26 protein-coding genes and 2 riboswitches are annotated in these 22,628 nt (G+C 67.6%); of the genes, 5 read left to right on the top strand and 21 right to left on the bottom strand.

Annotation, left to right across the window (positions count from 1 at the left end; all coding sequences use genetic code 11):
* Positions 1 to 437: 437 nt before the first annotated feature.
* The 4 genes from ACQP2E_RS03075 to ACQP2E_RS03060 all read left to right on the top strand — a co-directional run bounded on the left by ACQP2E_RS03075 (position 438) and on the right by ACQP2E_RS03060 (position 5,368).
* Positions 438 to 2,084 (top strand): hypothetical protein, encoded by a 1,647-nt coding sequence (locus ACQP2E_RS03075; RefSeq protein WP_433828355.1) that lies wholly within the window; start codon positions 438 to 440, stop codon positions 2,082 to 2,084.
* A 112-nt stretch (positions 2,085 to 2,196) separates the two neighbouring features.
* Positions 2,197 to 2,640, top strand: a complete 444-nt coding sequence (locus ACQP2E_RS03070) for a ribonuclease domain-containing protein (protein ID WP_433828354.1) — start codon at positions 2,197 to 2,199, stop codon at positions 2,638 to 2,640.
* A 211-nt stretch (positions 2,641 to 2,851) separates the two neighbouring features.
* Positions 2,852 to 2,926: riboswitch (cyclic di-GMP riboswitch) on the top strand.
* An 18-nt stretch (positions 2,927 to 2,944) separates the two neighbouring features.
* On the top strand, positions 2,945 to 3,409 hold the full coding sequence (locus ACQP2E_RS03065) for a hypothetical protein (protein WP_433828353.1): 465 nt from the start codon (positions 2,945 to 2,947) through the stop codon (positions 3,407 to 3,409).
* A gap of 9 nt (positions 3,410 to 3,418) precedes the next feature.
* Positions 3,419 to 5,368, top strand: coding sequence for a signal peptidase I (locus ACQP2E_RS03060; RefSeq protein ID WP_433828352.1), 1,950 nt, complete (start codon positions 3,419 to 3,421; stop codon positions 5,366 to 5,368).
* Here the strand turns inward: ACQP2E_RS03060 and thiC are convergent.
* The 9 genes from thiC to ACQP2E_RS03015 form a co-directional block, all read right to left on the bottom strand.
* A complete protein-coding gene (gene thiC, locus ACQP2E_RS03055; RefSeq protein ID WP_433833740.1) occupies positions 5,341 to 6,870 on the bottom strand; it encodes a phosphomethylpyrimidine synthase ThiC in 1,530 nt (509 codons plus the stop codon). The genes ACQP2E_RS03060 and thiC overlap by 28 nt on opposite strands.
* A gap of 69 nt (positions 6,871 to 6,939) precedes the next feature.
* Positions 6,940 to 7,707, bottom strand: a complete 768-nt coding sequence (thiD, locus tag ACQP2E_RS03050) for a bifunctional hydroxymethylpyrimidine kinase/phosphomethylpyrimidine kinase (protein WP_433828351.1) — start codon at positions 7,705 to 7,707, stop codon at positions 6,940 to 6,942.
* Entirely contained in the window at positions 7,704 to 8,354 is a 651-nt protein-coding gene (locus ACQP2E_RS03045) for a thiamine phosphate synthase (RefSeq protein WP_433828350.1), read from the bottom strand. Before ACQP2E_RS03045 ends, thiD begins: the two co-directional genes overlap by 4 nt.
* The gene (locus ACQP2E_RS03040; RefSeq protein ID WP_433828349.1) at positions 8,348 to 9,091 is read right to left on the bottom strand and encodes a thiazole synthase; all 744 of its coding nucleotides are present in this window, start codon (positions 9,089 to 9,091) and stop codon (positions 8,348 to 8,350) included. The genes ACQP2E_RS03045 and ACQP2E_RS03040 overlap by 7 nt, the downstream gene beginning before the upstream one ends.
* A gap of 2 nt (positions 9,092 to 9,093) precedes the next feature.
* Entirely contained in the window at positions 9,094 to 9,294 is a 201-nt protein-coding gene (thiS, locus tag ACQP2E_RS03035) for a sulfur carrier protein ThiS (RefSeq protein ID WP_433828348.1), read from the bottom strand.
* Positions 9,285 to 10,304 (bottom strand): glycine oxidase ThiO, encoded by a 1,020-nt coding sequence (thiO, locus tag ACQP2E_RS03030; protein ID WP_433828347.1) that lies wholly within the window; start codon positions 10,302 to 10,304, stop codon positions 9,285 to 9,287. Before thiO ends, thiS begins: the two co-directional genes overlap by 10 nt.
* Positions 10,301 to 10,885: a thiamine phosphate synthase gene (locus ACQP2E_RS03025; protein ID WP_433828346.1), complete on the bottom strand. Its 585-nt coding sequence runs from the start codon at positions 10,883 to 10,885 to the stop codon at positions 10,301 to 10,303. Before ACQP2E_RS03025 ends, thiO begins: the two co-directional genes overlap by 4 nt.
* Positions 10,879 to 10,989, bottom strand: a riboswitch (TPP riboswitch). It overlaps the preceding gene by 7 nt.
* A 34-nt stretch (positions 10,990 to 11,023) precedes the next feature.
* Positions 11,024 to 12,670 carry an ATP-binding cassette domain-containing protein gene (locus ACQP2E_RS03020; RefSeq protein ID WP_433828345.1) on the bottom strand — a complete coding sequence of 549 codons (1,647 nt, stop codon included), beginning with the start codon at positions 12,668 to 12,670 and terminating at the stop codon, positions 11,024 to 11,026.
* A 27-nt stretch (positions 12,671 to 12,697) separates the two neighbouring features.
* Complete coding sequence (locus ACQP2E_RS03015; RefSeq protein ID WP_433828344.1) at positions 12,698 to 13,309, bottom strand: class I SAM-dependent methyltransferase; 612 nt, start codon at positions 13,307 to 13,309, stop codon at positions 12,698 to 12,700.
* A 96-nt stretch (positions 13,310 to 13,405) separates the two neighbouring features.
* Here ACQP2E_RS03015 and ACQP2E_RS03010 point away from each other — a divergent pair, with 96 nt between their 5' ends.
* Positions 13,406 to 14,134, top strand: a complete 729-nt coding sequence (locus ACQP2E_RS03010; protein WP_433828343.1) for a hypothetical protein — start codon at positions 13,406 to 13,408, stop codon at positions 14,132 to 14,134.
* A 75-nt stretch (positions 14,135 to 14,209) separates the two neighbouring features.
* Here ACQP2E_RS03010 and truA read toward each other — a convergent pair whose 3' ends face one another.
* The 12 genes from truA to secY form a co-directional block, all read right to left on the bottom strand.
* Complete coding sequence (truA, locus tag ACQP2E_RS03005; RefSeq protein ID WP_433828342.1) at positions 14,210 to 15,025, bottom strand: tRNA pseudouridine(38-40) synthase TruA; 816 nt, start codon at positions 15,023 to 15,025, stop codon at positions 14,210 to 14,212.
* A gap of 77 nt (positions 15,026 to 15,102) precedes the next feature.
* The gene (gene rplQ, locus ACQP2E_RS03000; protein ID WP_433828341.1) at positions 15,103 to 15,657 is read right to left on the bottom strand and encodes a 50S ribosomal protein L17; all 555 of its coding nucleotides are present in this window, start codon (positions 15,655 to 15,657) and stop codon (positions 15,103 to 15,105) included.
* An 83-nt stretch (positions 15,658 to 15,740) separates the two neighbouring features.
* Positions 15,741 to 16,763 carry a DNA-directed RNA polymerase subunit alpha gene (locus ACQP2E_RS02995; RefSeq protein ID WP_014440749.1) on the bottom strand — a complete coding sequence of 341 codons (1,023 nt, stop codon included), beginning with the start codon at positions 16,761 to 16,763 and terminating at the stop codon, positions 15,741 to 15,743.
* A gap of 97 nt (positions 16,764 to 16,860) precedes the next feature.
* Positions 16,861 to 17,487, bottom strand: a complete 627-nt coding sequence (rpsD, locus tag ACQP2E_RS02990; RefSeq protein WP_111648487.1) for a 30S ribosomal protein S4 — start codon at positions 17,485 to 17,487, stop codon at positions 16,861 to 16,863.
* A 13-nt stretch (positions 17,488 to 17,500) separates the two neighbouring features.
* Complete coding sequence (gene rpsK, locus ACQP2E_RS02985; protein ID WP_014440747.1) at positions 17,501 to 17,908, bottom strand: 30S ribosomal protein S11; 408 nt, start codon at positions 17,906 to 17,908, stop codon at positions 17,501 to 17,503.
* A gap of 17 nt (positions 17,909 to 17,925) precedes the next feature.
* Positions 17,926 to 18,306 (bottom strand): 30S ribosomal protein S13, encoded by a 381-nt coding sequence (rpsM, locus tag ACQP2E_RS02980; protein WP_433828340.1) that lies wholly within the window; start codon positions 18,304 to 18,306, stop codon positions 17,926 to 17,928.
* Between the two features lie 164 nt (positions 18,307 to 18,470).
* Positions 18,471 to 18,587 (bottom strand): 50S ribosomal protein L36, encoded by a 117-nt coding sequence (gene rpmJ, locus ACQP2E_RS02975; RefSeq protein WP_014440745.1) that lies wholly within the window; start codon positions 18,585 to 18,587, stop codon positions 18,471 to 18,473.
* Positions 18,588 to 18,638: 51 nt separating this feature from the next.
* On the bottom strand, positions 18,639 to 18,860 hold the full coding sequence (gene infA / locus ACQP2E_RS02970) for a translation initiation factor IF-1 (RefSeq protein ID WP_007073013.1): 222 nt from the start codon (positions 18,858 to 18,860) through the stop codon (positions 18,639 to 18,641).
* A gap of 237 nt (positions 18,861 to 19,097) precedes the next feature.
* Positions 19,098 to 19,520 (bottom strand): DUF1707 SHOCT-like domain-containing protein, encoded by a 423-nt coding sequence (locus tag ACQP2E_RS02965; RefSeq protein WP_433828339.1) that lies wholly within the window; start codon positions 19,518 to 19,520, stop codon positions 19,098 to 19,100.
* A 202-nt stretch (positions 19,521 to 19,722) separates the two neighbouring features.
* Positions 19,723 to 20,502: a type I methionyl aminopeptidase gene (gene map / locus ACQP2E_RS02960; protein ID WP_433833738.1), complete on the bottom strand. Its 780-nt coding sequence runs from the start codon at positions 20,500 to 20,502 to the stop codon at positions 19,723 to 19,725.
* Positions 20,503 to 20,557: 55 nt separating this feature from the next.
* Complete coding sequence (locus ACQP2E_RS02955; RefSeq protein ID WP_111648492.1) at positions 20,558 to 21,211, bottom strand: adenylate kinase; 654 nt, start codon at positions 21,209 to 21,211, stop codon at positions 20,558 to 20,560.
* 74 nt (positions 21,212 to 21,285) lie between these two features.
* The gene (gene secY, locus ACQP2E_RS02950; protein WP_433828338.1) at positions 21,286 to 22,626 is read right to left on the bottom strand and encodes a preprotein translocase subunit SecY; all 1,341 of its coding nucleotides are present in this window, start codon (positions 22,624 to 22,626) and stop codon (positions 21,286 to 21,288) included.
* Positions 22,627 to 22,628 lie beyond the last annotated feature (2 nt).

Raw genomic sequence — 22,628 nt, 5'->3', positions numbered from 1 at the left:
CGGCGATTTCACCAGAACGCCGGTCCTTTTGGGAAGTGCGGATCCTCCCCGGAAATGCCCGGCTGTCCGGGTGATAACAACGCGCGGACGCGGGAAACGATGGTGAAGTCCGGTTTGACGTGCGCGAATGCCTCACCCGCGACCTTCCAAGAAGTCACCGCCACCGTTCCAGCCACTGAGATTTCCGTCCCGTGACCTTGTGAGGTTCTCACGTTCGCAAGGATTGGCACGACGCGACGGACTCGCTGTCCGGTGCGGCAATAGTGTCCACTGCGGACGGTGCACGTGGCAACCAACCCCTACGTCGCCCACCGGTCACCCTGGGTGATGACACACATAGTGACACGGATCGATACTAATGATCCAGACTTTAGGGTGTCTTAATAAGCGGGCCCCAGACTGGCGTGTCAGTGTGCGGATTCCGTAACGTGCGCGGCATGGGATTTCGGAGCTGGGTGAAGCTACTGGCGACGACAACCGCAGCAGCCGCTGTGGTCGGCGCGGGACAGCTCGGCCTCGCCTACGGGCTCAGCATGGTTCGGCTCGATCGGGATCTCGACGTCACTGCGAGTGATCTATGGACGTCCCAGCTCGCCTGGGTCGCCTGGATCGCGATGACAGCGGCCGCGGTCGGCGCGATCGTCGGCACCGGCTTCCGGCCTCGCTGGCTGCCGCAGCCGGTCGGCACCGGCGGCGCACTCGGCGTCGGCCTCGCCGGCGGCCTCGGCGCACTCGTGGTGCTCCCGCTGACCATGCAGCCGGCCCGGTCCGCCTCGGTCGCCGGCGTCGACCCGGTCTTCGTCATCGGCGTGTGCGCGGTCCTCGGCGCCGCGGTCGGCATCTTCGCGGCCTGGGCCGCCGCCGCCCGTGCGGTCGCCCGGTGGAACCTCGGCACCATGACCGTGCTGGTCTGGATCGTCGCGCTGATCGCGGTGACGCCGTCGCTGCTGCCCGGCCGCACCCCGGCCCCGGTGCGCCTCGGCGTGCTGGACGGCAGCCTCATCCCGGCCGCGGTCGTCGAGCACACCCCGTTCGTCACGATGCCGGTGCTCGCCCTGCTCACCGGTCTGATTCTCGGCTGGGTGGCCCGCGGCCGCCGGATGCCGATCACCACGGTGGCGCTCACCGGCCTGGCCGGCCCGGCGCTGCTGACGGTGGCCTACCTGATCGCCGGCCCCGGCGAGTCGACCGGCTTCACCTTCGATCCGTACTGGGCGGCGATGACGGCGAGCGGCGCCGGCGTGCTCGGGTCGGTGCTGGCCGCGATCGTGCGAGGAACGCCGAGTTCAGTGGGTGACGCACCCGCCGGGACCGCCCACAACGCGGCTGCCGCCTCTGACAGCACTGCACCTGACAGCACTGCATCTGGCAGCGCTGCATCTGGCAGCGCTGCCTCGCACAACCGCGCTCTGAACACGGCACAGGCGCTGGATGCCGAATTCCCGCCGCTGCCCCGGCGCGACCCGGCACCTCAGCAGCCCCAGCAATCGCGGCATCCTCAGCCTTCGCACCAGCCTCACCACGCCAACCTGGCGGCGGCCGCGGCGCAGCGCCCGGACGCGCAGCTGCGCCCCTCGGATACCGGCGTGATCGGTTACGCCGGCGACCGGCCGCACCCCTTCGCCGACCTGGCCAACCAAGCGCCGGCCAACGCGCCCGCCTCACCCTTCTCCTCCGGCAGCGGTACGCCGTTCGGCCAGCAGCAAAACCAGCACCAAAACCAGCAGCAGAACCAGCAGCAGGCCCCCGCGCCCCGGCACTCCGGTCCGCCCGCGCCCGAGGCTCCGGCCCGGTTCTCCGGTCAGCAGGACCCCGGTCCGAGCCCTCGCCGCGGCTGGCGGACCCGTCGTCCAGCACCGGAGAACCCACCTTCCCCAGGTAACTCGTTCGACGGCTTCACCACGGCGAACCCGAGCCCGCGTACCGGGATCGACACCGCCGAGCTGCCACGGGTGAACGCCACGATGCCGCGCCCGCAGGTCGTCGAGCCGACCTCGATCAGCGGCCCGCCGCCGCGCCGGGGCCCGCAGGGTCAGCAAGAGTCGGAATACGAAGACTGGATGAAGGGTCTCGGCAACTCGTAAAGCTTTGCCGAACTCCGGTGGAATGACCGGATCGGGAGGTACCCAGCAGCCGACATCACAGTGAGGATAGTCGATGTCCGGGTCAATCCCCCCACGGCATCGGAGTCCGATCATGATCACTGACCGGCAAGCCCGCCCGCTGTCCCGAATCGGCCGCCTCTTCGCAGGCGTCGCCCTGGTCTTCGCCCTGTCGGGCACCGCACTGGTGGCACCCGCCATCGTGGCGCCGGCCGCCACCGACGCGGCACAGGCGGCGGTTTACAGCAGCTGCACGATCAGCCGCTGCTCGGCCGCGCGTACCGCCTTCACCGGCTGGCAGTCCCTGGGCTGGCCGACGAGCGCCGGCTGGTACTCCTGGCCGTACGGCAAATACAACTACACCGGCGGCACGTTCCAGAACCGCGAAGGCCAGCTCCCGACGGCCACGTACAGCGAATACGACGTCTACTCCCGCGCCCGCGGCGCCAGCCGTGACGCATACCGGATCGTCGTCAACCGCAGCACCCGGGTCGCCTACTTCACCCCGGACCACTACGTGACGTTCTACAAGCTCTGACCCCTTCTTGGGTACCCGCGGCGGCCGTCCTCCCGACGGCCGCCGTGCGCTGTTTCTCCCCCGGAAACGACGGCCTCGCGACCCCTTAGCACCCGAGCTGCACTCAGGTGTAGAAACCTCGAAGAATGCGCCGGGAAATTGGCTTCTAACGCTTAGCCACCAGGGGCGCCAGCCGAACAACCTGGCGTAAGCGAGATCGAGCAACCCGCTCGGCCGAACAGAGCAAACCCGGCGCAAGCCGGGGACGCAAAGCCACAGAGCCCACCGGGCTGGCTGGGCTACCGACCTTGGGGAGAACCTCTACATGCGCAACATGATTCAGCTTCTCGGTGGTATCGCTGCTGCTGGTGTCGTCGCCGCCGGCGCGACCGCTTTCACCGGCGGCGGCGTCATCCTGACCGAGACCTCGGAGTCGGTCATCGGCGGCTCGGTCCGCCAGACCGTCGACGGCGGGGTGACCGTGTCGAGCACGGACTACACGTTCCTCGACACTGCGGGCGGCGGCCCCACCGCCAACACCCAGCTGAGCCAGGTTGTCGTCAACACCGCAGCGGGCGTCCCGTCCGGCTACAAGATCACGCTCACGCCCAACGGCGGTACCGGCTTCACCGGTGACTCCGCAGCCAAGTTCATCTGCGTGCCGGACGCCGAGCGCGATGCCTGGACCTGCACCGTGAAGAAAGCTGACGGAACCACCGCCAGCACTGGCTACTATGGCAACATTCAGACGCTCGACATCAACGTCGTGACCAACGCCACCGTCGTCTAATCGCAGGTCATGCGTGACCTCGAGATCTCAGGTGTAAGCGCGATTTCGAAGTCCGCCAAGCTTTACGTCATGGCCGCCATCCTCGTGATGGCGGCCATCGGCGGTTGGGCCATCTCCACCCATCAAATCGGTTACGTGGTGACCTACGGCGTCAGCATGAACCCCGTCTACTACGCCGGCGATCTTGTCGTCATCGCCAAATTCGATTCGTACGAGATAGGCGACATCACCGCATATCATGGTGCTGACGGCCGCAAGAAAGTTCTGCACCGCATCATCGGTGGTGACGCCGAGTCCGGTTTCGTCCTCAAGGGCGACAACAACGAGTCGATCGATACGGACACTCCCACCGCCGACGAAGTACTCGGCCGGGCCGTTCTTCACGTGCCGAAAGTCGGCACCTGGCTGCGATTGCTGGTCAGCCCGACGAGCCTGGGCATGCTCGGTTTCCTGTTCGTCGGCAGCCGGGCGGCCAAGATCCGGAACCGCCGGGACATCCCCCGGGGCCGCCAGAAGAAGAGGGTCATCAAGGGTATGTCCGGCCAAGGCGGGTCCTGGGCTGCGGCGCTGACCGTGGCCAAGGCGGTCAGGCGGCTCCACCCCGCGTTGCGGGCCGTCGCCGTGCTCTCGATCGTGCTGACCGTGTGTGCGCTGGCGATCGGTGTACTCGGCTGGATGAAACCGGCGACCCAGACCACCAGCGGTTCCAGCGCCGAGAACGAGAAGATGACCTTCTCCTACTCCGCCGAGGTGCCGCGCAGCGCCGCGTACGACGGCACCACCGCCTACTCGCCCGACCCGATCTATCGGAAGCTCGTCCGATTCGTCGTGCTACGGCTGGAGTACCTCGGGAAACCCGGCGAGGTCGACGTATTCGCCCGCCTTTCCTCGGAGAGCGGCTGGCATTCCACCATGCAGCTGGCCCAGGCCAAGGAGTTCTCCTCCGAACGGTTCACCGGGACGGTGTCGCTCGATCTGAACGGCATGGAGGATCGGGCTGAAGAGGCGAGCGAGGCCATCGGTGCGGAGATCGGCGCGACGACGGTGGCGATCACCGCGCGGGTCAAGCACAGCGACGGCTCGACGTTTGAGCCACAACTGTCGTTCGCACTCAACGCGGTGCAGTTCTCCCTGACCGGCGGCGCGTCGAGTCTCGTGATCGACGGCTCGTCGGTCGCCTCCAGCGGCGCGATCTATCCCCGGCAGATTTCCGCGTTCGGCCGAGATCTGCTCACCGCCGCCCAGGCTCGCAAGTACGCCGTATTCCTGCTGCTCGCAGCTCTGCTCTGCGCCGGAGTCGTCGCGACCATCGCGTTTCGCCAGGTTCCGCTGAGGAGCCGGGAGCAGATCGAGCGGCGCTATCCCCATCTGCTGGTGCCGGTCGAGCCGATGCCCAGCCCGCCCGGCAAGCCCGTTGTCATCGTCGACAAATTTCCCGCGTTGGTGAAGCTGGCCGAGAAGTACGGGCAGATGATCCTCACCTGGACTCGGCCGGACGGGGCCGAGGACTTCGTGGTGCGCGACGACGGGGTGACCTATCGGTATCGGATCGAGCCTCCGGCCGTACCCTCGGAGCCCGAATCGAAGCCGGCGCCGGAAAAGACCACGGCCTCGGAGGAACCAGCACCCGTCGCGAAAGAAACAGCACCCGCGAAACCACCCCGCGCGCCACGAAAGAAAGCAGCACCGAAAGCGACCACCCCCGCCGAGGAAATGCCGCCGAAACCTCCCCTCAAACGTCCCATCCGCCGCAAGCCAGAGGCCGAACGCCAAGCCGTCGAAGCCATCGAGTCCCTCGAGTCCCTCGAGTCCCTCGCTGAGCTCAACAAATCGGTGGGCGGCGTCCCGACTGCGAAACCCGAGACGCCGCACGAGCCGATCTACGACTTCCTGCCACACGCAAAGCCGGCAGCCACAACCGCGAACCCCGATCAGGCAGACGGCGTGACCGGTAAATAGACCCGCCCGCCCGCATCCACGAACTCGTTCGACTTGGCCTTCATCCCGGCTGCCCGTAGCTCATGGCTGATCTTCATGGAGCAGAACTTCGGCCCGCACATCGAGCAGAAATGCGCCGTCTTCGCGGGCGCCGCAGGCAGCGTCTCGTCGTGATAGGCCCGGGCTGTCTCCGGATCCAGCGACAGCTCGAACTGGTCCTCCCACCGGAAATCGAACCGCGCCCGGGACAGCGCGTTGTCCCACTCCTGCGCCCCGGGATGGCCTTTCGCCAGGTCAGCAGCGTGCGCCGCGATCTTGTACGCGATCATCCCCGCCTTGACGTCCTCCTTGTTCGGCAACCCGAGATGCTCCTTCGGGGTGACGTAACAGAGCATCGCCGTCCCGAACCACCCGATCATCGCGGCCCCGATGGCCGACGTGATGTGGTCATAGGCCGGCGCGATGTCGGTAGCGAGCGGCCCCAGCGTGTAGAACGGCGCCCCACCGCACAGCTCCACCTGCAGATCGACGTTCTCCTTGATCTTGTGCATCGGCACGTGGCCGGGGCCTTCGACCATGACCTGCACGTCGTACTCCCACGCGATATGGGTGAGTTCGCCGAGGGTGCGCAGCTCCGCGAACTGCGCTTCGTCGTTGGCGTCAGCGATCGATCCGGGGCGCAGGCCGTCGCCGAGTGAGAACGTGATGTCGTACTCCCGGAAGATCTCGCAGAGTTCCCGGAAGTGGGTGTAGAGGAAGTTTTCCCGGTGTTCGGCGAGGCACCAGGCCGCCATGATCGAACCGCCTCGGGACACGATGCCGGTGACCCGTTCGGCGGCGAGCGGCACATAAGCGAGCAGCACGCCGGCGTGGATGGTCATGTAATCGACGCCCTGTTCGGCCTGTTCGATCACGGTCTCCCGGAAGATCTCCCAGCTCAGGCCGAGCGGGTCACCCTTGACCTTCTCCAGCGCCTGATAGATCGGCACGGTCCCGATCGGGACGGGCGAATTCCGGACGATCGCCTCTCTTGTCTCGTGAATCCTGGGCCCGGTGGACAGGTCCATCACGGTGTCGGCGCCCCACCGGGTGGCCCAGGTCAGCTTCTCCACCTCCTCGGCGACCGACGAGGTGACCGCGGAGGTGCCGATGTTCGCGTTGACCTTCACGAGGAACCGCGACCCGATGATCATCGGCTCGCTCTCCGGGTGGTTCCGGTTGGCCGGCAGCACCGCCCGGCCCGCCGCGATCTCGTCGCGCACCAGCTCGGGGGTGACGCCCTCGCGGACCGCGACGAACTCCATCTCCGGCGTGACGACACCGGCCCGCGCGGCGGCGAGCTGGGTCTGCCCGGCCCACCAGGGTCTGCGCAGCGGCGGCAGCCCTTCCGACGGTTCGCTGCCCGGACCGGACGTGTCATAGAGCCGGAACGGCGGCTCGTCACCGGTCAGCAGCACCTCGCTGAACGGCACCCGGATGTCCGGACGTGCACCGTCCACATAGACCTTTTGCCTCACGTCGATTCCTCCCCAAACTAGGATAAAAACGGCAGCACGAGGCAGCATTGCGCCCACTGCCGAGCCACAATGGATCTAGACGGACCAGCCGAAGTGGTCCAGGGGGCCTGGGCCCGCGCCCAGCCGCCACGAGCTGCCGCCGCGCAGCCCGCGTCGCACGTAATCCTTCGCCGTCACGACCGCGTCCGGCACCGTGTCACCCGCAGCGAGCCGCACCGCGATCGCCGACGAGAACGTGCAGCCCGAACCATGGTTGTTTTCAGTCAGCACCGGCTCACCCCGCAGCAGGGTGGCGTCTCCCGCGTGCCACATCGCGTCGACCGCAAGCTCGCTTCCGGTCACCACAACGGTCCGCGCCCCGAGTTCCGCAAGCTCGGCCGCCGCCGAGACCATCTCCTCGGCCGTCTCGATCACCCTCCCGAGGAGGGCGCCGGCTTCGTGCCGGTTCGGCGTCAGAACACTTGCGTACGGAATAAGCACCCCGACCACCGCCGGTTCACCAAGTCTGCTTCCGGCGGTGGCCACCAGAACCGGGTCGACGACAAGTTGCGGCAGGTCGGCAGCCCGCTCTGCGATCACCTTGGCAACCGCCGGATCGGAGATCATCCCGATCTTCACGGCCGCCACCGGTAGATCGGACAACACGGCATCCAGCTGCGCCGCCACGATGTCGGCCGGGACAGCGTGGATGGCCGTGACGCCGAGCGTGTTCTGCGCGGTGATAGCGGTGATCACCGACGTCCCGAACGCCCCGAGCGCCGCAAACGTCTTCAGATCGGCCTGTACCCCGGCTCCCCCACCGGAATCCGACCCGGCAATGGTGAGCACCACCGGCGGCGTCACAGCGCACCCCCAGTCCCGATCTTGTGAAATTCCGGCGCACCACTGTCGGGGAACTCCACAAGATCGGGACTGGGCCGGGCAACAGCTGCCGCGAACGCCCCTGCCAGCTGGCTCGCGACCCGCGCCGGATTCGCGGCCCGCATGATCGCCCCGAGCACCGCGATGCCCTCGGCGCCGGCTTCGGCGCACTCGGCCGCCCGCGCCGCCGAGTCCACCCCGCCGAGCGCGAGCCACGGCACGTTGCCGGCCAGCTCCGCCGCACCTGTGGCGCCGAGCGCCGGTCCATAACCCGGCTTGGTGGCCGTCAGATAAACCGGCGAGAGCGTCATGTAATCCACATCGGGCAGCGGCTCGGTGCCGTGCCAGGACCGGCCGACCAGCGGCACCCCGGCCGGCACCGGATCGGCGGCCGACAGGTGGACGGCCGAGCCGCCGAGCGGATCCGGCCCGGCGACGATCAAGTGGCCCGGTGGCAGCAGCGGTCGCAGTTGAGCCGCTAGCGTTGTGCGTTCCGCGTACCCAAGGTCTCTCTCCCGGAGGATGACCCACGCGGCGCCGCCGCGGATCGCGGCCGCGACCACCTCGACCAACGGCCCGGCGGCGGACCGCCTGTCGGTGAGTACGACGAGCCCGCCGGGTGTCACCATGAGGCGATCCCGTCGTCCGCTGTGGACGCGAGAGCGTGGAACCGTCGTGGTATCCGGCCCGCAGCGCGAGCGAGCCGACCGGCAGCGACCGCATGCCGCATGGCCGACGCCATCGCCGCCGGATCGCCGGACCTGGTGATCGCGCTGGCGATCAGGACCGCGTCGCAGCCCAACTCCATGGCGAGCGCGGCGTCCGAGGCGGTGCCGATGCCGGCGTCCAGGACCACCGGGATGTCGACCATCTGGCGGATCAGCTCGATGTGATGCGGGTTGGAGATGCCGAGACCGGAACCGATCGGCGAACCGGCCGGCATCACCGCGGCGCATCCGGCGTCGGCGAGACGGCGAGCCAGGATCGGGTCGTCGGTGGTGTACGGCAGAACCGTGAACCCGTCAGCGACCAGCGTCTCGGCGGCCCGCAGCAATTCCACACCGTCGGGCAGCAGCGTCCGCTCGTCGCCGATCACCTCAAGTTTGATCAGGTCGGTCTCGAAGGCCTCGCGGGCCATCTGGGCGGTCTTCACCGCGTCACCGGCCGTGTAGCAACCAGCGGTGTTGGGCAGCACACGCACACCGAGCCGGTCCAGCATCGGCAGCAGTCCCGGACCGGCCGCGTCGACCCGGCGCAGCGCGACGGTGACGAGAGTGGTCTCGGATGCCTTGATCGCCTCTTCGAGTGCGGCGAGGCTCTGCGCGCCGCCGGTGCCCAGAATCAGGCCGTTCTCCGGAAGGAACATCCTCAACCGCCCTGCGCCGCGGTCAGCACCTCGACCCGGTCACCGTCGGCGAGGTCGACGTCTGCCCAGGTGGAACGGGGCACCACGGTCCCGTTTACCGCGACCGCCACTCCGCGCTGCGCGGCGATGAGCTCGGCGACCAGGGTCGCGACCGTGCAACTCTCGGTCCTGCTCCGGTCCTGGCCGTTGATCGTCAGGCGCATCCGAATCTCCCGGGGGTGAACGCGTCGAGCAGCGGATCCGCGGTTCCGGTCAGCACCAGATCGGCGATGAGCCGCGCGGTGATCGGGGTGAGCAGCACCCCGTTGCGGTGATGACCGGCGGCCACCACTGTCGTGTCGCCGAGGCCTCCGAGTCGTCCGAGAATGGGCGCGTTGTCGGGTGTGCCGGGGCGATGCCCGGCGGTTATCTCGGTGAGTTCGTGCTCGGACAGGCCGGGCACCAGATCGAGAGCGGCGCGCAGCAGGTCGTGCACACCGCCGGCGGTGGTCGAGCGGTCGGAGCGTTCCTCCATGGTCGCGCCGACCACGACCTCGCCGTCGGCGCGCGGTACCAGGTAGACATGGCGGCCGTCGGCCTCGCCGTCGATCACATGGGTGAGCAGGCCGGGTTCGCCGCGGAGTCGCAGGACCTGGCCTTTCACCGGGCGGATCGGGAGGCCGGTGAGCGCGGCTGTGCCGACGCCGGCAGCGACGACGATGTGTTCCGCGCCGATTTCGGACAAATCATGAATCTTCCGGGCGACGATTCGACCCTTGAGGACGGTCCGCAGCGCAGAGACCACCTTGCGCGGATCAACCTGCCGCTCAGTCGCCGAGAACGCGCCGGCCCGCACCCGAGGCGACAACGCCGGCTCCAGTTCGCGTACCTGGGAGCCGGTCAGAGTGCTGAGCTTCTGGTGCTTCCATTCCCGGGAGGCGTTGGCGACGTCATCAGCCGTCAGCGCCACGCTGAGAGTGCCGGCTTCGTCATAACCGACATTTCCTAGAGAAGCCGCATAAGAAGGCCAGAGCGCGTTGGACGCCTCCAGCAACGGCTCCAGAAAAGGGAATTCGAACGCCGACTCCCCACCCGGTGCCAGCATCCCGGCCGCCACATGCCAGGCGCCATCAGAGCCGCCCGGGTCGTAAACCGTCACATCAGCGCCACGCAGCAACAACTCACGGCCGATAGCCAGCCCGATGATCCCGCCGCCGACAACAGCGACCCTCATCGCAGCGCCTCGATGAACTCGGCGACCGCCCGCTTCGGATCGACCACGAACGCGCCGATCGCGGCAACGCCATGGGATGGGAGCACCGGCACCCGGTCGGCCGTGATGCCGCCGATCGCCAGCACCGGAACACCCGGCACCGCGTCGACCACAGCCGCCACGCCGGCCGGCCCTATCGGCGGTGGCAGACCGTCCTTCGTGGAGGTCGCGAACGCGGGCCCGGTGCCGAGGTAACTCGCACCCGCGGCGACCGCTTCCCGCGCCGACGTCGGGTTCCGGCAGGTCGCACCGATCACGGCGGACGGGCCGAGCACCCGCCGCGCCGCATCGATCGGCAGATCGTCGGCACCCAGGTGCACCCCGTCCGCGCCGGCCGCGAGCGCCACCCCGATCCGATCGTTGACCAGGCACAACGTGCCGGCCGGGCGAAGAATCTCCAGGGCCGCGAGGGTCAGCGCGTACGCCTGCGCGTCGGTGGTCTTGACTCTGATCTGAACGGCCACATCATCCTGGCCGGCCACGGCACGGATCACATCAAGCGAATCGGTGATGACGTGGATCCGAGGAAACGAATTGTGCATGAAGCACTCCTCCCTGCGCCGGCATGACCCGGATCAGGTTCGACGGTCGGGGGCCGCATCAGCCCCCCTCTCAGCCCGGTGCCCGGACTCCCGTGGGTTTCTTGTAATCGGACCCTAACCGGTCCGTGACGAGAAAAGCTAGCGCACGTCCCAGACCGGTTCAGGAACCTCGACAACCTCGTTGTCGGAACCGAACAGCACGAAACGGTCGAAGGACCGGGTGAACCAGCGGTCGTGGGTGACCGCGATGACCGTGCCGTCGAACGCCTTCAATCCCTCTTCGAGCGCCTCCGCCGACGCCAGGTCCAGGTTGTCGGTAGGCTCGTCGAGCAGCAACAACGTCGCTCCGGAGAGTTCCAGCAACAGCACCAGGAACCGGGCCTGCTGTCCACCGGAGAGGGTGCCGAACCGCTGGTCGCCCTGTGCCGCGAGTTCGTACCGGTTGAGCGACTTCATCGCGCCGGCCCGGTCCATCCCGGAGCGATGTTCGTCACCACGCCAGAGGATCTCGACGAGTGTCTTCTCGGTGAGCTCGGGCCGGTCGTGGGTCTGCGAGAAGTGCCCGGGACGAACCCGCGCGCCGAGCCGGACCACACCCTCGTGCATCACGTGCGTCAGCGGCGCTCCGTCGACCGGCTTGTGCTCCAGGTCCGGCTCGGAGCCGCCGGCCGCGAGCAGTCGCAGGAAGTGCGACTTGCCGGTGCCGTTCGCGCCGAGGATGGCCACCCGGTCGCCGTACCAGATCTCCAGGTCGAACGGGAACGTCAGGTTCTCCAGTTCGAGCCGCTCACACATCACCGCGCGTTTGCCGGTGCGTCCGCCGCGCAAGTTCATCCGTACCGACTGGTCCTTCGGCGGAAGCGGCGGCGGGCCGCCCTCCTCGAACTTGCGCAACCTCGTCTGAGCTGCCTGGTACCGCGAGGCGAGGCCGTCGTTGAACATCGCCTTGTTCTTCAGCGTGAAGACGAGTTCCTTGAGCTTCTCGTGTTCCTCCTCCCAGCGGCGGCGCAGCTCCTCCATGCGCTCGTGCCGGTTCGACCGCGCCTCGTGCCAGGAGGCGAACCCGCCCGGATGGGTCCAGGCGCTGCCGCCCTCGACGGCCACCACCCGGTCGGCGGTCTGCGCCAGCAGCTCCCGGTCGTGCGACACGAAGAGGATCGACTTGGACGACTCCCGCATCCGCTGTTCCAGCCAGCGTTTCGCGGGCACGTCGAGGAAGTTGTCCGGCTCGTCGAGCAGCAGCACCTCGTCACCGCCGCGAAGCAGCAGGTCAAGGGCGAACCGCTTCTGCTCACCGCCGGAAAGCGTCCGCACGACGCGGTCCTTCGCCTCCTCCCACGGCTTGCCGAGGATCGAGACGGTCACGGTGTCGAAGAGGACCTCGGCCTCGTATCCGCCGACCTCACCCCAGTGCGTGAGCGCGTTCGCGTACGCGATCTGGCTCTTCTCGGTCTCACCAAGAGCCGCGGCCGCTGCGGCGAGTCGCGCGCCTGCCGCGCCAAGCGCGGGCGCGACCAGGGACAACGCAAGATCTTCGAGGGTACGGTCGTCGCCGATCATGCCGATGAACTGGCGCATCACACCGAGCCCGCCGGACCGGGCGATCGTCCCGCTCTGCGTCGCGATGTCGCCCGCCACCATGCGCATCAGCGTCGTCTTGCCGGCGCCGTTCGGCCCGACCAGCGCCACTTTCGCGCCCTCGCCGACCCGGAACGCGACATCGGAGAAGAGTTCCCGCCCATCGGGGAGCACAAAGCCGACTCCGGCGACATCCACGTAACCCATTGCGGCATCCTCCCGTGCGACGAGCCGTCAGTCAGCCGAATTTCGGGTGACCCGAAGCACCCGGAAGCCTCGCTGGCTGGCGATTCTCTCCACCTGCCAGCCGAGGCCGGTCAGCCAGGTATGCAGCGAATCACCGCCGAGGTTCCGGTTGATCACCAGCCAGGCGGTGCCGGCCGGCGCCAGGCGCGGCAGCCAGCGTTCCATCAGCACGTGCAGCTCGGCCTTACCGACGTGGGTCGGCGGGTTGCTCCAGATCTCGTCGAACGTGATGTCCGCCGGAACGTCGCCCGGTTCTGCGACTTTGACCCTTTTCTCGTATTTTTTCGTGTTCTCCGTAGTCAGCTCGCGCGCCCGGGAGTTCACGTCCACCGCCCACACCGTGGCCTGCGGCGCCTCGGTGGCCAGCACACAGGTGATCGGACCGTAACCGCAGCCGAGGTCGAGCAGCGTGCCCTCGGTGGTGACGGTCGGCAGGGTGGCCTTGCGCAGCAGCACGGCAGTGCCCGGGTCGAGCCGTCCGGCCGAGAACACCCCGGAGGCGACGACGAGCCGGTAGTTCTTGCCGGCGACGCTGAACTCGATCTCGCTGCGTCGCAGCGGCGCGTCCGGCTCGGCAGTGAAGTAATGGTCGGCACTCACCCGGCAAGTCTCCCGCCGCGCAACGAGCGGCAGCACGGCGGGGTGCCGCACACGGTGTGCGTTCATAGATCAGCGTCCCCACCTAATTTGGGGTCCATGCGGTACGCCACCTCGACGCGCTCCGCGCACGCCCTGATTCTGCGACCTTTACCGGGAACCGCCGGACAGCACCGCACTCCGGCCCGTTTCCGCGCACGCAGCCAGCGGCACCTGCGACGGGAGCCCCTACGGACAGCCCGTCTGCTCAGCCACGGCCTGGCTGCCCTCATCGTGCTCGGCATCGTCGTGATGGTGGGCGTCCTCATCCTCGCCGACGACCGCTTGCCCTCCACCGGCTCGACGCGCGATCCGCGCACGCCTCTCACCAGCACGGACGTCTTCCCCGATCAGGCGTCCCTCTTCCGGGTCAGCCAGGCGCGGGTCGAGGCCGATTGCCCGCTCGCCGTCTCCGGCGGCTTGCGCTCACTTCTTCAGGGGTACGGGTGTACGCAGGCGGTCCGCGCCGACCTGACCGTCCCGTACGCCCCGCACCAGGTGACCGCAGGCGTCCTGAATCTGCCGGACGCCCAGAGCGCCGCGGCGGTGAGCGAGCTGATCCGCGCCCAGGTGGAAACCAACGACGGCGGCTTCACCAGCCTGACCGGAGCCGAAACCCCGCTGGGCACCCCGGTCGTCTGGCGAACCCTGGACCACTACCTGCTCTACTGCGTGATCGTCAGCCCCGGAGGCGAGCCCTTGACCAACGACGACCCGTCGGTGGCCCGCATCATGACCGAGGTCCTGGAAACCCACCTGCCCCAGTCGCTGACCTCTCCCGCCACATAACCCTCCCCCGCGCACACCCGGCCCCTTGCGTGTGCCGCTGGCCAGGCTGGCCGCGAGAGCGGTCAGCGGCGGGAATCAGGCTCGGAGGCGGCGGGTGGCTTCGGCTCGGGCGGCGTAATCGGCCTCGTCGGCGTACCCGACCTCCACCAGGGTCAGGCCGTGTGCGGCAGCTACCGTGACCTCGCTGGACCGTTCGCGGAGGGTCAGCAGGCGGGCCGGCCACTCGGGCTCCTTGCGGGCGTCGCCGACGAAGAGCATCGCGCCGACCAGGCTGCGGACCATGGCCTGGCAGAACGCGTCCGCCTGCACGGTCGCCACCAGGATCCGGTCCGGGTCGCGGCGCCAGTCCAGGCGGCTGATCGCCCGGATGGTCGTGGCGTGTTCCTTGCGCTTACAGAACGCGGCGAAGTCGTGCTCGCCGAGCAGACCTGCCGCGGCGGCGTTCAGCCGGTCCAGGTCGAGAGGGCGCATCCAGCCGAGGGTGTCGTGCCGGCGAAGCGGCTCCGGGCCCCACTGGTCGTCGGTGACGCGGTACTCGTACCGGCGGAACGTGGCCGAGAAACGGGCGTCGAAGGTGTCCGGGACCGGGGCGACCGCGCGTACCCGGGCGTCTGGTGGCATCAGGGCCGCGAGCCTGCGCAGCAGCGAGCCGGTGAGCCGTTCCCAGTCGTCGACGGGCAGGTCGATGTGGCAGACCTGGCCGGTGGCGTGCACGCCGGCGTCGGTGCGACCGGCCACGGTCAGTCCGAGCGGGGTGTCCGGTCCGACCAGGCGGCCGAGCGCTTCAACGAGCACACCGGCGACGGTCCGGCGACTGGGTTGGACGGCCCACCCGGAGAAATCGGCGCCATCGTAGGACACGTCCAACCTGAGACGGATGGAATCGCTCATCGCGCTGCGGTCTCCCGTACGAAAGAAAGCGAAAGGCCCGGCACCCAGAGTGGGCACCGGGCCTTTCAACGTGGCACTCAGGCCTTGGCGTCGTCGCCCTCAGCCTTGTCGCCGGAAGCGCTGACCGGCGCCTCGGCGTCCTGGTCGGCCTCGGTCTCCGCGGCCGGAGCGCTCTTGGGCGCCTCGTCCTCGGGCGCGAGCGCCTCGACCTTGGCCTGCTGCGCGGCGGCCTTGCGGGCTGCCTTCGACGGCGCGGCGGTGGTGGCCGCGACCTGCAGCTCCTCGACCAGCTCGATGACCGCCATCGGGGCGGCGTCGCCCTTGCGCGGGCCGGTCTTGGTGATGCGGGTGTAGCCACCGGGGCGGTTGGTGTACCGCGGAGCGATCTGCTCGAACAGGGCGTACACGACGTCCTTGTCCTTCACGGTGGCCAGAACCCGGCGACGGGCGTGCAGGTCGCCGCGCTTGGCCTTCGTGATGAGCTGCTCGGCCAGCGGGCGGAGCCGCCGGGCCTTCGTCTCGGTGGTCTTGATCTTCCCGTGCCGGAAGAGCTCGGTGGCCAGGTTGGCCAGGATGAGCTTCTCGTGTGCCGGGCTGCCGCCGAGGCGGGCACCCTTGGTGGGCGTGGGCATTTCAGATGCTCCTCGTCGATATGCCTTTGTGCAGTGCGGCGGAGCCGCCTCAGGCAGGCAGAGTTATGGCGCGGCAGCCGGACTTACAGCTGCTCGGTCTCGCGGTAGTCGTCGGTGTCGTAATCCACGTCGCCGAACGAGTCCACGACGTGCGCCGGGTCGAAGGACGGCGCGCTGTCCTTCAGTCCCAGGCCCATTCCGGCGAGCTTCATCTTGACCTCGTCGATCGACTTCTGGCCGAAGTTCCGGATGTCCAGAAGGTCAGCCTCCGTACGCCCTATCAACTCGCCCACGCTATTGATGCCCTCGCGCTTGAGGCAGTTGTACGACCGGACGGTGAGGTCCAGCTCCTCGATCGGCAGGGCCAGATCGGCAGCCAGCTGAGCGTCCTGCGGCGACGGGCCGATGTCGATGCCCTCAGCGGTCTCGTCCAGCTCACGGCAGAGACCGAAGAGCTCGACGAGGGTCGAGCCGGCCGAGGCCAGCGCGGTCCGCGGCGAGATCGACGCCTTCGACTCGACATCGATGATCAGACGGTCGAAGTCGGTGCGCTGCTCGACACGAGTCGCCTCGACGCGGTAGGTCACCTTGAGAACCGGCGAGTAGATCGAGTCGACCGGGATCCGGCCGATCTCGGCGCCGGCGCTCTTGTTCTGCGCTGCCGTGACGTAGCCACGGCCCCGCTCGACGGTGAGCTCCATGTCGAGCCGGCCCTTGCTGTTCAGGGTGGCCAGCTTCAGATCGGGGTTGTGCACGGAGACGCCAGCCGGGGGCTGGATGTCACCGGCGGTCACGTCGCCAGGGCCCTGCTTGCGCAGGTACATGCTGACCGGCTCGTCGTGCTCGGAGCTGACGGTCAGTTCCTTGACGTTCATGACCAGCTCGACCACGTCCTCCTTGACACCGGGGATCGTGGTGAACTCGTGCAGCACGCCGTCGATCTTGATGCTGGTGACCGCTGCGCCCGGGATGGACGACAGCAGAGTCCGGCGGAGAGAGTTACCGAGGGTGTAGCCGAAGCCCGGCTCCAGAGGCTCGATGGTGAACCTGGAACGGGTCTCGCTGAGCGACTCCTCCGAGAGGGTCGGCCGCTGGCTGATGAGCACGCTTTTCTTCTTTCTGTCAGGCCACCCACTATTTGATGGCCGTCTGTTGTTCTTTTCGCCGGTGCCGGCCCGAAGGCCGGCACCGGCGAAAGAGCTGCTACTTGGAGTAGAGCTCGACGATCAACTGCTCCTGGACCTGCGTGTCGATGACAGCGCGCGCCGGGATCGAGTGGATCAGGATCTTCATCTCGGCCGGGATCGGCTCGAGCCACGCCGGAACGCCGCGGGAGCCGGCCTGAGCCTGCGCCACGACGAACGGGGTCATTTCCTTCGACTTCTCACGCACGGTGACGATGTCGTGTTCCTTGACCCGGTACGACGGGATGTCGACCTTGACGCCGTTCACCAGGAAGTGACCGTGCTTGACCAGCTGCCGACCCATGTCCCGGGAAGCGGCGTAGCCGGCCCGGTAGACAACGTTGTCGAGACGAGTCTCGAGGATCTGCAGCAGGACCTCGCCGGTCTTGCCCTGCTTCTTGACGGCTTCCTCGTAGTAGCCACGGAACTGCTTCTCGAGGACGCCGTACGCACGACGGGCCTTCTGCTTCTCGCGGTGCTGAAGCAGGTATTCCGTCTCCTTGGTCCGTCCACGCCCGTGCTGTCCGGGCGGGAACGGCCGGGACTCGAACGGGCACTTCGGACCGTCGCACTTGCTGCCCTTGAGGAAGAGCTTCATCTTCTCTCGGCGGCAGCGCTTGCAGTCCGCACCGGTGTAACGAGCCATCTCGATACCCCCCTTAGACCCGGCGACGCTTCGGCGGACGACATCCGTTGTGCGGCTGCGGCGTGACGTCGGAGATCTGACCGACCTCGAGGCCGGCGGCCTGCAGCGAACGGATGGCGGTTTCCCGGCCGGAGCCCGGACCCTTGACGAAGACGTCGACCTTGCGCATGCCGTGCTCCATGGCACGACGCGCGGCGGCCTCGGCAGCCAGCTGCGCCGCGAAGGGAGTCGACTTGCGGGAGCCCTTGAAGCCCACCTGGCCGGAAGAGGCCCAGGAGATGACAGCACCGGTCGGGTCGGTGATCGACACGATGGTGTTGTTGAAGGTGCTCTTGATGTGCGCCTGCCCGTGGGCGACGTTCTTGCGTTCCTTGCGCCGGACCTTCTTGACGGCGGCCCCTGCGCGTGCCTTCGGTGGCATAAGTCAGTGCGCTCCTATTACTTCCGACCGGGCTTCTTCTTACCGGCGACCGTGCGCTTCGGGCCCTTACGGGTACGAGCGTTGGTCCGGGTCCGCTGTCCACGCACGGGCAGGCCCTTGCGGTGGCGGATGCCGGCGTAGCAGCCGATCTCAACCTTGCGGCGGATGTCCGCGGCGACCTCGCGGCGCAGGTCACCTTCAACCTTGAAGTTGGACTCGATGTAGTCGCGGAGCTGGACCAGCTCCTCGTCTGTGAGGTCCTTGGCGCGCTTGTTCAGGTCAATCGCGGTAGCAGTCAGTGCCTCGACGGCACGGGTGCGACCGATGCCGAAGATGTAGGTGAGCGCGATCTCCATCCGCTTGTCGCGGGGAAGATCAACGCCGACGAGACGAGCCATAAGTGGGCGTACTCCTCAGGGTCTCTCACGGAGGTCTGTGCCTGTCCCATCCCGCCTGCCCGGGCGGGCCCCGGCCTCCGACCGGGGGTGTGGCCGCTCACGCATGCGTGTATGCGACCGGGACGAGCTTGTTCAGTGGTGCGGATCCTGCGTTGAGGCTGAAATCAGCCCTGACGCTGCTTGTGGCGCGGGTCGGTGCTGCAGATGACCATGACCCGCCCGTGCCGCCGGATCACCCGGCAGTTGTTGCAGATCCGCTTGACGCTCGGCTTGACCTTCACGGTTTGCCTTAACTCTCAGTCAGACGGGAAGTGGATCCCCCGCGACCCGGGTTACTTGTAGCGGTAGACGATGCGCCCACGGGTCAGGTCGTACGGCGAGAGCTCGACGACGACCCTGTCCTCGGGAAGGATGCGGATGTAGTGCTGCCGCATCTTGCCGGAGATGTGTGCCAGGACCTTGTGACCATTAGCGAGCTCAACGCGGAACATAGCGTTCGGCAGAGGCTCGATCACTCGGCCTTCGATCTCGATGGCTCCGTCTTTCTTTGGCATGTCCTCCGCTACCTGTACATCGGGTTCATGGGGCTGGCTTGTGCAACGCCTCATCCGAGTCGAAAATCCGCCTCGAACCAGCCGCGGCTCCCCCGCCCTCGAAGCGCTTGAGGGCATGGAGAGAGGACGCTGCGCGCCAGCAAGCTAGTCTACGCGCCCGTTACAGTCACGACAAACCGAGGGTTCCGTAACCCGGGGTCGGGCGTGTCTGCACCGGACAAGTACCACTTTATCGCCTCAGTGGCGGCGCTTGTCCCGATCTCCGAGTCGCGCCAGCACAGCGAAGGCAACCGGGATCAAAACCCACATCGGCCAGAAGTAGTGGGCGTCGCCGGAAGTCAGGCTCGTGATGCCCCAGATGATCGTGCAGATCACGAAGATGCCGAGCATGGGCCGGACCCCGTTCTTCCGCTCCGGGGCGCCCGCGGTCTCCACCGGCGACTTGTGCGCGGGCTCGATCCGGGATTTCTGCACCGGGATCGTGCCCGGCAGATCGTCAAGCAGCCCGTCCAGGTCGCCGTAGGTCGTCGCTCCGTACGCCTTCTGAATCCGGTCGTCGTACTCGTTCAGATCCAGCCGGCCCTCGTCGAGTGCGGCCTTCAGTTGATCCGCGACCTGTTGGCGGTCGGCGTCACTCGCACGCATTCCCTCGCGCCCCATGAGCCCCAGCATGCCAGCCGCAATCCACCCAGGCCACGGCTGAGTGTCACCGGGCCTGGTTTTACGACTGGCAGGACGCTGAGGCTTCGGGGGTGCTTTGGCTTTATGGCTGGAGGGCCGCTGGAGTGCTTTGGCCTTACGGCTGGAGGGCCGCTGGAGTGCTTTGGCCTTACGGCTGGAGGGCCGCTGGGATGCTTTGGCTTTACGGCTGGCGGGATGTCACGAGGTCGCCCAGGCGGCCGCGGCCGCCGTCGTGGGCGGTTGTCACCCAGACGCCGTCTTCGAGCAGGGCCATCGTGTGCTCCACGTGCGCGGCCCGGGAGCCGTCCCGGGTCACCACGGTCCAGCCGTCGTCGAGCTCCACCGTGCGCGGTGAGCCCATCGTGATCATCGGCTCGATCGCCAGGGCCATGCCCGCGATCACCCGGACGCCGCGGCCCGGTTTGCCGTGGTTGAGCACGTGCGGGTCCTGGTGCATCTCGGTGCCGATGCCGTGGCCGCCGTAACCGTCGACGATCCCGTACCGGCCGGCCTTGCGGACGGCCTTCTCGATGTTGAAGGAGATGTCCGTCAGCCGGCCCCGGCCGTTGGCGACGCCACGGGCAGCCGCGGCGATGCCGGCCCACATGGCGTCCTCGGCCACCTCGGCCATCCGCAGCAGGGCCGGGTCCGTCTCGCCGACCCCGACGGTGATCGCCGAGTCGCCGTGCCAGCCCTCCAGGATCGCCCCGCAGTCCAGGGAGATCAGGTCGCCCTCGCGCAGGATCTGGTCAGTGCTCGGGATCCCGTGCACCACCTGCTCGTTCACCGACGCGCAGATGGAGGCCGGGAACCCGTGGTAGCCCTTGAACGACGGGACCGCTCCGGCGTCGCGGATCACTTTCTCCGCGACCGCGTCGAGGTCGGCCGTCGAGACACCCGGCGCGACCGCGTCCCGCATGGCGTCCAGCGCGGCCGCGACAACAAGGCCGGCCGCGCGCATCAGCTCGATCTGCTCCAGCGTCTTCAGCTGGATGTTCTGGTCGTTACGCCCCACGTCAGCCCCCGTAGGAGCGCAGCGCGTCGATCGCACGCACGGTGACGTCCTCTACCGGGCCCGTCGCGTCGATGCCGACCAGCTTGCCCTGGGCGCCGTAGAAGTCGACAAGGGGCGCGGTCTTGTCCGCGTACTCAACCAGGCGGTTGGCGATCGTGTCGGCCTTGTCGTCGTCGCGCTGGAACAGCTCGCTGCCGCAGCGGTCGCAGATGTTGTCCTTGCTCGTCGGGTCGAACTCGACGTGCCAGATCTTTCCGCAACCACGGCAGGTCCGCCGGCCCGAGAGCCGGCGGATCACCTCGTCATCGTCGACCACGAGCTCCATGACCAAATCCAGGGCGGTGCCCAGGTCGGCCAGGAGCTTGTCCAGCGCCTGAGCCTGCGGCACCGTACGCGGGAACCCGTCCAGCAGGAAGCCGTCGCTGGCGTCGGGCTCGGCGAGCCGGTCGCGGACCATGTTGATGGTCACCTCGTCCGGCACCAGCTGCCCGGCGTCCATGTACCGCTTGGCCTCGACGCCCAGCGGCGTCCCCTGCGAGACGTTGGCCCGGAAGATGTCCCCGGTCGAGATCTTCGGCACGGCGAGATGGGCGGCGATGAACTCAGCCTGGGTTCCCTTGCCGGCCCCCGGAGGGCCCACCAGTACCAGCCGCACCTACATCGCCTCGCTTCGGTCAGGAGAAACCACGCCCACCGTAGACGCCAGAGCCCCCCGGCCCTGCGTCCCCACTACCGGAGGAACCCTTCGTAGTTCCGCTGCATGAGCTGGCTCTCGATCTGCTTCACCGTCTCCAGACCCACGCCCACCATGATCAGCACTGCGGTACCACCGAACGGGAAGTTCTGGTACTGCTGCTGGTTGAGCCAGATGAAGAAGAAGTTCGGCAGAACCGAGATCAGGGCCAGGTAAAGAGCGCCCGGCAGCGTGATACGGCTGAGGATGAAGTCCAGGTAGTCGGCGGTCGGCTTGCCCGGACGGATGCCCGGAACAAAACCACCGTACTTCTTCATGTTCTCCGCGACCTCAGTCGGGTTGAACGTGATCGACACGTAGAAGTAAGTGAAGAAGATGATCAGCAGGAAGTAGAGGCCGATGTAGATCGGGCTCGTCGGGTCAGCCAGGTTGTTCTGGATCCAGATCTGGTAACCCTTGAGGTTGTTCTGGTCGAAGAACTGCAGGTACAGCTGCGGGAGGTACAGCAGCGAGGACCCGAAGATGACCGGAACGACACCAGCCTGGTTGACCTTCAGCGGGATGTAGGTGGAGGTGCCGCCGTACATCCGCCGGCCGATCATGCGCTTCGCGTACTGGACCGGGATGCGTCGCTGTGCCTGCTCGATGAAGACGACCAGAGCGATGATGACCAGAACCAGGCCGATGACCAGCAGGAACTTGCCGGTGCCGCTGGAGGTCTTGATCGTCCAGCCCTCGCCGGGGAGGCGGGCAGCGATCGAGGTGAAGATCAGGACCGACATGCCGTTGCCGACGCCGCGGTCGGTGATCAGCTCGCCGAGCCACATGACCACGCCGGTGCCGGCGGTCATCGTCATCACCAGGACGGTCAGGGTCAGCCACATCGGCAGGCCCGTGCTCTCCGGGATGATCTGGTACGCCGGGTTGTCCTGGTCACACACGTTACCGAAGAGCTGGCCGGTCCGGGCCAGAGCGACGAACGCGGAGGCCTGGAGGACAGCGAGGCCCAGCGTCAGGTACCGGGTGTACTGGGTGATCTTCGCCTGGCCGCTCTGGCCTTCCTTGCGGAGCTGCTCGAGTCGCGGAATGACGACCGTGAGCAGCTGCAGGATGATCGATGCCGTGATGTACGGCATGATGCCCAGCGCGAAAACGGAGAGCTGAAGCAGCGCACCGCCGGAGAAGAGGTTGAGCAGGTTCAGCACGCCGTTGCCGGAGGCCTCGGTGAGGGCCAGGCAGGCCTTCACGTTGGCGTATGACACACCGGGACTGGGGAGAGTGGCACCGAGACGGTAGATCGCGACAATCGCTACCGTAAAGAGTAGCTTCTTCCGCAGGTCAGGCGTCCGAAGCGCGCTCGAGAAGGCGGACAACAACT

Origin of the sequence: Actinoplanes sp. CA-015351, assembly GCF_050955685.1 — a bacterium.
In the GTDB taxonomy this organism is placed as follows: Bacteria; Actinomycetota; Actinomycetes; order Mycobacteriales; family Micromonosporaceae; genus Actinoplanes.
This window is presented reverse-complemented; position numbering and strand designations above follow the sequence as displayed.